Raw genomic sequence first — 12819 nt, forward strand, 5'->3', positions numbered from 1 at the left:
AATTTCTATTATTAAATAGACTAATTAAAAACAATGGACAAAGATAAAATATAATAGGTGGGTTTATCAAATATTATTTAGAATTTGTCTTAATAAATTTTGTTGTTACTAAACTGGATATACTGACATAATCGTACACGTTTCGTCAGGGCTTAGCTGTACCTAAATTTATTTGCCCAAGCCAACGGATATGGGGTAGTTCTGCGGAAAGGCATATAGTCGTCGTTTGCACGAGACGGGAACACGATCGTCTTAGATAGGAGATTCAATGAGACTGATCTGTGCGTGCAGTTAATCTGAAGTTTTGTACTTTAGCTTTTATATAAGAAGTGGTTGTTGTAAATGTATCCAAACAGGTTTAATTGTTACATAGTCTATAGTTGGGTCTATACAGCAAAACGGGGCTAGTATGGAAATAGGGAGGTCGGTAGTTGGGCACTTATCGCGTTAACGTCTTAGCAAAGGTTGCCACTACGAAAGCTTACTTTGATTATTTAATCGGGTTTCATGCCCGATAATTTGCATAAAAATCTATGTTTCGTCAATTCTGAGTGAGCCACAAGGGGAACGACCGTTTTTTTTTTCTACAAATCACTCAGAATCAATATTTTACATGCTTATTTTATTTAGCCCTCTTTTGCCTGATAGACGAAAGCTAGTGCTCATGAAACTCAAGTCTATGGGTGGATTAACCTCCACCTACTTCATAGTCCTCTTGGTTTTTGTAGGGTTAAATGGAGGGATTGCCAGCGCTCAGTCGTTCAAATTTGCTGATACCCACCCGATTACTAATCCAGATAGCCTGGAGCATTGGCTAGTGCTCAACCCTACCCCATCCTTGAATCGACTCAGGAACCTGATTGTACTAGAGCGTACGTACTGTTGGGAGTATCATGATAAGGTTGGGAAATACCTACCTGAGATTAGCCGCTTGACTAAATTATACCACGATCGGACGGCTGATGCAGCTTATCAATATCTCCGTGCCTTTGCCCATTACTATCTGGACTATCGTGGGCAAACGACGTTATACGCTAATCAGGCTCTCCAGATCTTTCAGGAACTTGGTGATCAATCGGGCCTCTTAAATACCTATGGTTTGTTAGTGCTTATTAATGTAAAAAACTATCAATATAAGGTGCACTCCAAGACGCAGGTCAGCAAGGAATATTTAGCCCAAATTGATCAGATTCTAGCTACTACCCACGATCCGCATGATCTTCTGGTGGCCAAATTGGTGTATATCTGGGATCGGGCTATACTGACTGAGAAGGGAATAGCCCTCATGCAACAAACCCTTGACCAAGCCTTCGAAATAATCAATAAGAATCCTTCCTGCAGCTATGCCCGTGTACAGTTTAGTCGCTTACAAGCTCATTGTTATTATTTGCATGGCCAGTATAACCTAGCCTATGAACAGAGTAAACAGCTTATTAGGCAGTTAAAGCCAGCTCAGTTCTGGGAAATGACAGTCGTAAGTCAAAATCTAGCGGGCTATTGTTATAAACTCAGGCGAACCGATGAGGGAATTGCCTTGTGCCAGAACGTGATAACGTTGCTTTCCCAAACTAAACCGGTTAAGCATCATATACCCATAAAAGATACCTATGACAAGTACCGGCAATTGTTAATGCAAAAGGGTGACTATGTTGAGGCCAATCGCCTGGCTGATAGCATTCAGCATTACAATGATCGGATTCTGTTGGCCGAGAATGACGAAAAGATGCTCGAACTGGAAGCCCGCTATGAAGACCAACGCAAACAGCAACAAATCCTTTATCTGCAACAACAACAGCAACAAACCCGACTCCTGCTGCTGATTGTAGCGGCTGTGCTGGTCATCGTTGGGTTTCTGTTATACCGACTCTATCAGGCCAATAACCAACTGAAAGCCCTCAATAAATCTCGAGAACGCTTCTTTAGCATCATCGCTCACGACCTGCGCCGACCCATGCATGCCTTCCAGGGGATGAACGAACTAGTGAGCTATTACCTGAAAAACCAGCGCTATGAGGCTATAGAAAAACTATCTCAGGCAATTGATGAAGCCGGAGCTCGCATCCAGCTTATGCTCGACAATTTGCTGCGCTGGGCTCTAGCCCAACGACAGGAGCTACCTTACCAACCACAACTGCTACTGTTGGCGCCCAAGCTGCGGGAAGTGGTGAGCCTGTTTGAGAGCCTGCCTTACTCTGATTCGGTTGTCTTTACTGTGCGTTGCTCCGACCGGCTTCAGGTGTATGCCGACCCCGATGCGCTGGAGTTAATTTTACGGAACCTGGTGGCCAATGCGCTTAAGGCGATGGATCGGCAACCAGGTCGACTTACGATTGAGGCTACTATTCAGGAGGCCTCCAAGGTCAGTATTGAGGTATGGGATTCGGGACCCGGAATGAGCTCCGCCCAGTTATCGTCGGTACGGTCGGTATTGGCGCATCCTAAGGATGGTCAGTTGAGTGAATCCAATCGGGGTTTAGGATTAATTCTAGTGAGTGAGTTTACGCATCGAAATCGAGGAAAGATCAGGGTGGAGAGTTCGGCGGAGGGTGGCACTCGGTTCACCCTCGTATTACCGGGTAACAACTACCTCTAAACTGTCTGGGAAAGCATAGAAAAAAAAAGCCCTGCTTAGGCAGGGCCGTATTATTTGACGAATGGTAAACGTCGATTTTACGCTTTCAGGTTGATCTTTCGGCCTGTTTCGGCAGCCTGATAAATGGCCTGTAACAACCGGACATCGCGTAGCCCTTCTTCGCCGGTAACGTGATCGGGTAATTTTTTGCCGTCCAGAAGGTCTTTGCAAACGCCGTCCATGTGCGCTGCCTGGTGATTTACCACAGGTTGTTCAATCGGTCCTTTGCTGGTGCGACCTTTCAGCGGGCCGTAGCCAAAAGCGGGCGATAATTCGAACCAGCCTTTCTCACAGGAAGCATAGAGCCGTTCAACACCGGCCGCATAACTGGTGGTGGAGTTTGAAACGGCACCTCCCGGAAATTCAAACTGCCAGAACATAGTTTCCTCAACATCCTTAAACTTCTGTGGATCAGTTTTTGGGGCAAATTGAGCCGTTACGGAGATCGGTTCTTCTCCCGTCACATAGCGGGCGCCCTGTACGGCATAGATGCCTACATCCATAAGTGGGCCACCCCCGGCCATGCTTTTCTTCAGCCGCCACTGGTTCGGATCGCCACTGCGGAACCCGTCGCTACTTTCGATGAATTTAACGGCGCCAAATACTTTTTCCTGTCCTAGTCGCATCACTTCTTTGGTAAAGGGCTCATAGTGAAGCCGATAGCCAATAGCCAGTTGTTTGTTTGCCTTCTTACAGGCATCAATCATATTCTGACATTCTTTAGCGGTAATCGCCATGGGTTTTTCACAAATGACGTGTTTGCCCGCCTTCGCTGCCCGTATTACATATTCTTCGTGCATTGAGTTAGGAAGCACCACGTACACTACATCAATATCTTTATTGTCGGCAATACGATCAAAGGTTTTATAGTCGTACACATTCGCTTTGGGGATGTTGTACTTCTGCATCCATTGCTCGGCTTTTGAAGGAGTACCCGTTACTATTCCGGCTAAACGGCAGTTTTGAGTCTGCTGCAATGCTGGTGCCAGAAGATTGGTGCTGTAATAGCCGAGCCCAACCAGGGCAATTCCTAGTTTGCGGCCGGGCTGTCCCAAAGCGTTTGGCCGTAATGAATACAGGCCACTGGATTCGTTTTTTACAAATTCATTATCGGCATAACCGAGCATTGGAAGCGAGAGCGCCGATGCCCCGGCACCTAAGTTGCGTAGAAAATCTCGTCGGGAAGTAGAGGATTGCTTTTTCATGAATAGCCGGTTGGTAAACCCAGTACGTTACTGAGCCTTAAACAAAGACCCGAAGTCAGGTTTTCTACCAGCTTCGGGTCGGAGTTGTTTAGGGGAAAACGGCTCTAATTAGCTAAAGGCCAATCTGAATCTCGGTTACGCAGTTGGCCTGATTCTGAAGGTCGACAACCGTGTACACCTCACGAACGCGCCCATCGTTCTGATAACCGTTCCGATAAAACTGACCGAATAGCGCATCATATACCGCACCAAAATCGCTCCAGGGACCCGTATAGGTGTACGCGGCACATCGAAAGGAAGGATAGTCTTTGTAGAAAAAGTGGTCGGATGGGGCTCCCGGTTGCGCAATGGGCAAGACAATCTCTAACTGGAATTCATGGGTTTCGTCGCCGTTGACATCGGTGTAAAGCCAATGAATTGGGCCAGTGACTGTCAAACCCAACAGGTTCGCTTCCTTGTATAAACTATCGGCTACCCCAGGTGCATGCTGCGAGAGGGTTTGTAGGGTCGCGCGGGTGGTGAAGCCAAGGGCGGTGAAGGGCTGTGTTTCGGTAATCGCCAGTGCATGTTCGGGTATCGACAGTTGCGTTGTCATGATTTGTTGTTTTGGTGAATGATCACAACAAAGATCATGCTTCGTAGTGACAGCCTTATGTCAGTAGGGTTGGCAACGATTAAATTAATTATGTATGGAGTTTACCGGCAATTCGGACCGAAACAGGCGAACCATCGGCATAAAAGGCTGAATGTGGAGGTTGAGCTAGAAAGGGAACGAATTCGTTCCCGTATAAGTGGGCGACATCAGCATCCAGATAGGCATTATGAACATCGGCAATTTGCCAGGAAACGTGCTCGACCTGATACTCATGAGTACTCCGGTCGCTCAGTTTGTTATACCCCCAGTAATGTTCAAAAATAAACGCTTCGGCACTCTCCGGCGGCATAACCTGTAAATCAGTACTCACCGTTGCACCCAGTTTATTCCAGCGGCCTTTGGCTTTCCACTCGTATTGAATAGACTGAGAATGAGCATCAAGTGGCTGGATAGTATGGCGTACAGGTAGCGCCCGGTAGCGCTCATGATAGAGTACATTGGCTACAGTAGCGATGATAGGTCTGGGCACGATTTCGCTAACGAACACAACACCCCGTTTCCATTGCTGACCATCGAAATGCCGAACGTAAAAACGCAGATTAACTTCATCAAAATTGGTGTGCCAGGGCCATTTTATTCCTAAAACGGCCGTTTCCAGAAATCGAAAGCCAACCATACTGACCAACGCCTTCCCCTGCCAGAAATCTAGCTCGGTAGCTGGGGGTAAATGCGGAATCAGTATGGCTGGATCTACTTCATAATTGAGCATCAACAAATTACGCCACTCTGCTCGCAGAAACGTTCGTTTCTTCGCCATATTAAGTTCTTATTCGCTTCTCAGGGTCTTTACCGGATTTAATAATGCAGCTTTAATGGCCTGGTAACTGACCGTCAATAAGGTGATTAACAAAGCTATGGCTAATACGCCTACAAATACGCCGATATGAATCGTTATTTTGTAAGTATAGCTTTCCAGCCATTGATTCATTGTATACCAGGCAATAGGGGAAGCGATCAGGCAGGCAATCATAACTAACTGAACAAAATCTTTCGATAGTAATCCCCACAGATTCGCGATGCTGGCCCCTAATACTTTCCGAACGCCAATTTCTTTGGTACGCTGTTCGGCAATAAACGAAGCCAGCCCAAACAGACCCAGACATGAAATAAAGATGGCCAATAAGCAGACAACAGCCGAAAGATTACCGACGAGTTCTTCGTACCGGAATTTTTTGGCGTACTCGACATCCGCAAACTGATAATCGAACGGGAAACCGGGATTGTATTTATCGAAAATGGGTCTGATTTTGTCGATAGCTGCGGAAGGGGACATGGCCGGATTGATGCGCAGGTCGATAAAATTAACCCAATCTTTAGCAAAGATAATTGTCATCGGAGCAACAGCGCGGTAGGGTGACCATTCGACGACGATGTCGGGGACTACGCCAACAATGGTCCAGTCTCTATTTGCCCAACGCATTCGTTCGCCAACAGGGTGTTTCAGACCCATGCGTTTGACAGCCGCTTCGTTCAAAATAACACCTGCCGAATCGGTCGCAAATTCTCTCGAAAAATCCCGCCCTTCTTTGAGCTTGATTCCCATTGTTTTGGTGTAGTCGTAGCTGGTCGCGATGGTTGTAAAAATGACGGATTCATCGGCGGGGTTTGCGCCTTTCCACTTCCAGCCACTGTTACTGCTCCACCATTGTGTAGGCGGGGCGTTGGTCTTACAAATAGAGGATACGGCGCCCGTAGCCATTAGTTCGTCCCGAAGGGCGTCGTAATGATCAAGTAAACTTTTAGACGAGTTAACCGAAATAAGGCCTGCTTTCGTAAAACCAAGCGGGCGGTTTTTGCCATGTTCCAGTTGCTGATAAATGATAATGGTTCCAATCATCAGGGAAATAGAAAAGGCAAACTGAACGACAACCAGAATTTTCCGGGGTAATGTAGCGCCTTTACCAGCCTGGAAAGTCCCTTTGAGAATCTTCACTGGACTGAAGGAGGACAGATACAGAGCTGGATAACTACCGGCTAACAATCCGGTAAATAATGTAAAAGCCAGTGTGCCGCCCCAGAGCAGGGGATTTCCGAATTCGATCGTCATGGCTTTCTCCGTGAGTGTATTGAAAAAAGGCAGCGCAGCCAGAACAATGACTACGGCTATGACCAATGCCATACCTGCAATCAGGATAGACTCACTTAAAAACTGCCCGATCAACTGCTCACGACCCGATCCCACCGCTTTTCGAACCCCCACTTCTTTCGCCCGCTTCTCGGAACGGGCCGTGCTGAGATTCATAAAGTTAATACAGGCAATGACCAGAATAAACAGGCCAAAAATGCCAAACAGTCGGACGTATTTAATAAAGCCTCCGGTATTCTTCCCTTCCGTAAACTCTGAATAAAGCCGCCATTTAGCCATAGGATGCAGGAATATTTCGGGCTTGACCTGGTTTCTCGACGTGGGGTCGTTGGCTGCTAAATGGGTTAGTATTACATCTTTAATTTTTGCGTTGGTTTGTGCCGGATCGATGCCCTCTTTAAGCTGTGCAAAGACGCCCCAATCGTTGTTTCGCCAGTCGGTTTTTGCCTTATTTCTTACCCAGTCATAGCGGGCCTCCTGCAATTGCCAAGGCAATAAATAATCAAACTGTAGCGTAGCATTGGCAGGCTGTTTGGCAACTACGGCTGTTACTTTCAGATCGACCGAATTGTCGATTCGAACAATCTTGCCAATGGGGTCCTGATTTCCGAAAAGCGTTCGGGCCGTTTCGTCCGTAAGGACGATCGAATAAGGTTCTTTTAGTGGATTTTTATCGCCATTCAGGACGGTTAGTGAAAACATGTCAATGGCATCCTGGCCAATGTAAATGCCGTTTTTGAGGAATTTCTGATCACCCACAATCAACGAGCGATTGCCTTCTGACCGTTGGTACATTGCCACGGCTTTAAAATCGGGATACTTGGCTTTTAATTCGTCGCCCAATGGAAACGGGATAGCGTCCTGCGTGCCCCGTTGTCCATCGAAGGTTTGGTTGAATTTAACCTGATAAAGGGTTTCATAGTTTTTATGATGCTTGTTGGCCGATACTTCGTCCTGGATCCAAATGCCAATCAGCATCGTTACGGCCATACCAACAGCCAACCCGGCAATGTTGATGGCCGAATACCCCTTGTATTTAATCAGATTGCGAAAAGCGAGTTTTAAATAATTGCGGATCATGACAGGATGAAACGATAAGGGTTTAGAAACGTCACTGTATTTCGTATAACGAGGTTTGAACGTAGGCTCCGGTTCGGGTCGCCAGAGCCTCGGGTGTACGAGCAGTAGGAAATCCCAGGCATACATAAATCGGGCTTTGTTGGTGCCGTAACGACTGACACGTCTATGGAAAAGCTCTTCCATATCGCCCTGCAGTTCTTCGCGTAAATGCGGAGCGGTGATACGCTCCATCAGCCAGTTTACCCAGCGAGGAGGCTTCACGTTCTGAACGGTATTATGCGTTGTTCGTCTTGACTTCATGCCAGGCTTCCTCCAAAAGCAGCGTTAGGTATATCGGCCCAGAGGTCGTTCCGAATTTTACGCGCTTCCTGCAACGCCTGTTCACCCGCAGCGGTTACGGTAAAGAGCCGTTTACGTCGTCCGCCCCGTTCGGCTGTCGATTCGCCAAACCGTGACTGGACCAGTTCTTTTTCTTCGAGTCGCTGCATGGTACGATGAACAGCCCCCAGACTCATAGGGCGTTCTAGTCGGTTGCTAAGCTCTTCCATGACAGCCACGCTGTAGGCATTATCATAGAGCAAGGCAATCGTCAGCAAAACAAGCTCTTCAAACTCGCCTAGTTGAGCACCTTTCATACGTACATAAATAGTATCCTACTCATTTGTATAGCAAATAGGTGGCCAACTTTATAAATGGGCTTTTCTGCTCAATAGAGCCGGTTTTGTGGTTGAACCAATGTCCGTAAGCGGACACAGGCTGTCCGGCCTTGTACAGGAGTAGAACGTATTTTTTATGGGAAAAGGCAGATTCAAAAGGCGCATAAACACAAACGGGCCAACCCTGAAACAGAGTCGGCCCGTTGAACTTTAGCTGCTGATGATTAGAAAATATATTTGTTCTCCGCAATCATAGCGTCGGCAATCTGACGGCGGGCATCTTTACGATTCATGGGGTCAATTTTGGTAAACCGTTTCAGGCCCATAAGCATTCCACGAAGTTCATCACCTTCGGCAAACGACGTAACGGCTGCCCGTCCGGCACTGGCTACTTTTTCAACGGCTTCATGGAGATAGACAAGCGCGATTTGTTTCTGTAGCACTACGGATTCTTCGCCTTGGGTGCCGATCAGTTTTTCCACCCGGAGCAATACCGACTCAGCGGCATAGATCTCGATCGCCATGTCGGCCACGTTCATCAGGATTTCCTGCTCGTCCGACAGGGTCATCATAAACTTCTGAACGGCTGCTCCGGCAACCATCAAGGCGGCTTTCTTCAGGTTTTTGAGCACTTTTTTCTCGGCAACGAACACGCCTTCTTCCTCATCCGAACTGAAGTCTGGAATCGACATGATTTCTTTGGCAACAGCCATGGCGGGTGCCATCAGGTCAAGTTCACCTTTCATCGCCCGTTTCAATAGCATATCAACGATGAGCATGCGGTTGATCTCGTTCGTGCCTTCGAAAATCCGGTTGATGCGCGCATCGCGATACGCCCGGTCCATTGGCGCGTCGGCTGAGTAGCCCATACCGCCGTAGACCTGAACGCCTTCGTCCACGACATAATCGAGGGTTTCGGAGCCGTGCACTTTCATGATCGCGCATTCGATGGCGAACTGCTCAAGCGCTTTCAGTTTTGCGGGCCCATCTTCCATGCCATTGGCTTTCAGGTCTTCGATCAGGTCGTCGATGTTCTGGCCAGCCCGGTACGAGGCCGTTTCGGATACATACACTTTAATAGCCATTTCGGCCAGCTTATGCTTAATGGCCCCGAAGTTGGCAATGGCGGTTTTGAACTGCTTTCGTTCGTTGGCGTAGCGAATTGCGTTGTTGATCACTTCTTTTGAACCGCCAACAGCCGCAATACCCAGCTTGATTCGGCCAATGTTCAGAATATTTACCGCGATCTTGAAACCGTTGCCGCGTTCCGACAATAGGTTTTCGACGGGTACTTTCACATCGTTGAAGAAAATCTGACGGGTGTCTGAACCTTTGATCCCCATTTTATGCTCGGGTTCATTCATCGTAATCCCTTCGTAGGTACGCTCTACAATGAATGCTGACAGATTTTTATCCGTCTGGCCGTTTTCTTCGATTTTGGCGAATACAATATATAAGTCCGCAAAACCACCGTTGGTGATCCACATCTTCTGTCCATTCAGAACGTAATGTTTACCATCTTCAGTTAGTATTGCTTTCGTTTTTCCTGAGTTGGCATCTGATCCTGAATCGGGCTCGGTCAGGCAGTAAGCGGCTTTCCATTCACCACTAGCCAGCTTGGGAAGATATTTCGATTTCTGGTCTTCGTTGCCGTAATAAACGATAGGTAGCGTGCCAATACCGGTATGAGCTGATAGAGCTACGGAGAATGAATGTCCAGCGCCAGTGGTTTCGGCTACTAGCATGGATGTATTGAAATTAGTACCGAAGCCGCCGTATTGTTCAGGTACCGACGTACCTAAAAGGCCTAGTTCACCGGCTTTGTCCATGAGCGATGAGATTAGCTCCGGCGACTTGGCGTTATCGATTTCGTTCAGCCGAGGCCAAATTTCACGTTCCAGAAACTCACGGCATGTAGCCGCAATCATCTGCTGTTCTTCGGTGAATTCTTCGGGAATAAATACCTGGGAGGCTTCGGTTTCTTTTATCAGAAATTCGCCCCCTTTGATTGAGGCTTTAGGTTCTGTCGCAATCATGTGTCAGGGAATTTGTTATGCTTGCATACTATTTCGAAACAAATAAAATCATTTCAAAAATAGTATGCAAGCATACTATTGATTTTTTAGTGTAAGGGTAATTGGTAAATCAGATTTATGAAACTTCCCGAAAGTGCGCAATTTTCGGGAAGTTAAACGTACCTTAGTTCAGTCGTTCGAAGATACCGGCAACACCCTGACCACCCCCTACGCAGGCAGATACCATCCCGTATTTCTGGTCACGACGACGCATCTCATTCAGTAATTGAACCGACAGGCGGGCACCCGTCGAGCCAAGGGCATGGCCCAAGGCAATAGCCCCTCCGTTGGGGTTGATTTTGCTTCGGTCAAGGCCAAGCTCCTGAACAACGGCTAGGGCCTGGGCGGCAAAGGCTTCGTTCAGTTCTATCTGCTCAATATCGTCCTGCTTCAAACCCGCTTTTTTGAGGGCGATGGGAATAGCCGCTACCGGGCCAATCCCCATGATTTTAGGCTCAACCCCTGCCGTAGCATACGATACCATCCGGGCAATCGGCTTCAGATTAAGTTCATTCACCAGCTTTTCCGACATGACGATCACAAAAGCCGCTCCATCTGATGTCTGTGAGGAGTTTCCGGCTGTTACTGAACCACCAGCGGCAAATACAGGCTTTAGCTTCGCCAAGCCTTCGGCACTGGTGTCTTTACGGGGACCTTCGTCCTGCGCAACCGTCCATTCGCGGTTTTTTTTCTTACCACTCTCGGCATCGAAGTAGGTTTCGGCGACTTTTATTGGAACGATTTCGTCAGTAAACTTCCCGTCTTTCTGGGCGGCCAACGCTTTCATATGCGACTCAAGAGCAAATTCGTCCTGCGCGTCACGGCTGATGTTAAACTGTTGGGCTACCTGTTCAGCGGTGAGTCCCATACCGATATAGTAGTCAGGGTGCGCTTTGGCAATTTCGTAGTTCAATGCCGTTTTCCAACCCATCACTGGTACCAGCGACATCGATTCGGTGCCACCCGCAATGATGCAATCGGCAAGACCCGCGTGAATTTTGGCTGAAGCAATGGCAATAGCTTCCAGGCCAGATCCGCAATAGCGATTGATGGTCATTCCAGGAACGCTTTGGGGCAGCGACAGTAGAGCAATGTATCGGGCAATCTGCATTCCCTGTTCTGCTTCGGGAACAGCATTTCCCACGATCAGGTCTTCCACCCTGGCTGGGTCAAGATTGGGTACCTGGCTAATTAAATGCTTGATTACTTCAGCCGCCATATCATCGGGGCGGGTGAAACGGAGACCTCCGCGTGGCGCTTTTCCCACTGCCGTGCGGTATCCGGCTACAATGTATGCATCCATATACGTTCTATTGATTACTGGCTTAGCAGAAACATTACTGTAATAACCACTTTTCGGTTGGAATCATTACAGCGTCTAATAAATTATTATGCAAGCATACTATTTTTCTGGCAAACCACAAAAAGCCAGTTGTGGGATAATGACTAATGCACAATGGACAATGAATAATGTAGGGCACGCATTCGGGGCCCAATATCCATTGTCCATTGTGCATTAGTCATTATCTATCACCTACAATTGTCGCTTGAAAAAGGCGAGTGCTTCCAGATAGACATTGATATCGTTCGGATAGTCATGCTTACCGCCAATAACTTTAAGGAGTGTGACTTCTGGTTTGTCCTTGGCTTTATAGGTGTACCGCTCGATCGTTTTGTGGTCGTTAGGGTCGTTATCAGGTAGGAGTTCTTTATTCGGTGAGCCCGTATAGCCAGCCAGATCAGCCCAATAATGGAACGTCCGTTCGGTAGAGCGAACCAATCCCAGGCTAATACCGCCCGTTATTACTTCACCACCTTCGTATGGATTAACCGTGTCGATGGTGCCGTTAACGATCATAACAGGGATTGCCATGCGCTTTTCAACGCAATCGATATTATTGGTATCAGGTAAATTGGCGATCAAAGCGGTAATTGCTCGTAATCGTTCGGGCATGGTCAAGGCGAGTTTGTAAGCCATGTGACCACCGCCGGATGTACCTACGGCAAAAACCTGCTTTGGGTTGATCTGGTATTTTTTATCAAAATATTGGATCATAGCCTCAAAAAAGGCATTCTCATTGATGTCTTCTTTATTGGCCAGGGTCTGGGCCGTTTTTCGACATTCGTTCCAATAGCGTTTATACCCGTCAGGGTAAACGATTAATAGATTTTCTGCATCCTGCTTCGCTTCCAGCTTGGCGGCTCCTTTTCGATTTCCCAGACCATCACCGCCTGAACCATGAAGGACAAAAATGAGCATAGCGCCGGGTTTGGAGGCCTTTAAGAAATGAAAAGTCCGATAGTGCCCTTCGATCAATACAGAATCTGTTTGTACCTGTTTTTGGGCGAGCGTAACCTGTATGCTGATTATAACTAAGAAAAATGTTATACGTACCATGCCATTTGTGTTTAGTGTATAAAGAGACGATC

9 protein-coding genes are annotated in these 12819 nt (G+C 47.4%); 1 reads left to right on the top strand and 8 read right to left on the bottom strand.

Annotation, left to right across the window (positions count from 1 at the left end; all coding sequences use genetic code 11):
- Nucleotides 1-664: 664 nt before the first annotated feature.
- A complete protein-coding gene (locus tag B5M13_RS00545) occupies nucleotides 665-2593 on the top strand; it encodes a sensor histidine kinase (protein WP_170061071.1) in 1929 nt (642 codons plus the stop codon).
- 77 nt (nucleotides 2594-2670) lie between these two features.
- Here B5M13_RS00545 and B5M13_RS00550 read toward each other — a convergent pair whose 3' ends face one another.
- The 8 genes from B5M13_RS00550 to B5M13_RS00585 form a co-directional block, all read right to left on the bottom strand.
- Complete coding sequence (locus B5M13_RS00550; protein WP_080053811.1) at nucleotides 2671-3837, bottom strand: Gfo/Idh/MocA family protein; 1167 nt, start codon at nucleotides 3835-3837, stop codon at nucleotides 2671-2673.
- Between the two features lie 112 nt (nucleotides 3838-3949).
- Nucleotides 3950-4432 (bottom strand): GyrI-like domain-containing protein, encoded by a 483-nt coding sequence (locus B5M13_RS00555; RefSeq protein WP_080053812.1) that lies wholly within the window; start codon nucleotides 4430-4432, stop codon nucleotides 3950-3952.
- An 88-nt stretch (nucleotides 4433-4520) separates the two neighbouring features.
- Entirely contained in the window at nucleotides 4521-5249 is a 729-nt protein-coding gene (locus B5M13_RS00560) for a YqjF family protein (protein WP_080053813.1), read from the bottom strand.
- Nucleotides 5250-5258: 9 nt separating this feature from the next.
- Nucleotides 5259-7958, bottom strand: a complete 2700-nt coding sequence (locus B5M13_RS00565; protein WP_218919471.1) for an ABC transporter permease — start codon at nucleotides 7956-7958, stop codon at nucleotides 5259-5261.
- Nucleotides 7955-8293: a PadR family transcriptional regulator gene (locus B5M13_RS00570; RefSeq protein WP_080053814.1), complete on the bottom strand. Its 339-nt coding sequence runs from the start codon at nucleotides 8291-8293 to the stop codon at nucleotides 7955-7957. The genes B5M13_RS00565 and B5M13_RS00570 overlap by 4 nt, the downstream gene beginning before the upstream one ends.
- 245 nt (nucleotides 8294-8538) lie before the next feature.
- Complete coding sequence (locus B5M13_RS00575; RefSeq protein ID WP_080053815.1) at nucleotides 8539-10350, bottom strand: acyl-CoA dehydrogenase family protein; 1812 nt, start codon at nucleotides 10348-10350, stop codon at nucleotides 8539-8541.
- A 163-nt stretch (nucleotides 10351-10513) separates the two neighbouring features.
- Nucleotides 10514-11692, bottom strand: coding sequence for an acetyl-CoA C-acyltransferase (locus tag B5M13_RS00580; protein WP_080053816.1), 1179 nt, complete (start codon nucleotides 11690-11692; stop codon nucleotides 10514-10516).
- 231 nt (nucleotides 11693-11923) lie between these two features.
- Complete coding sequence (locus B5M13_RS00585) at nucleotides 11924-12787, bottom strand: alpha/beta hydrolase family esterase (protein ID WP_080053817.1); 864 nt, start codon at nucleotides 12785-12787, stop codon at nucleotides 11924-11926.
- Between the last annotated feature and the right edge of the window lie 32 nt (nucleotides 12788-12819).

Origin of the sequence: Spirosoma aerolatum (genome assembly GCF_002056795.1) — a bacterium.
Taxonomy (GTDB): Bacteria; Bacteroidota; Bacteroidia; order Cytophagales; family Spirosomataceae; genus Spirosoma; species Spirosoma aerolatum.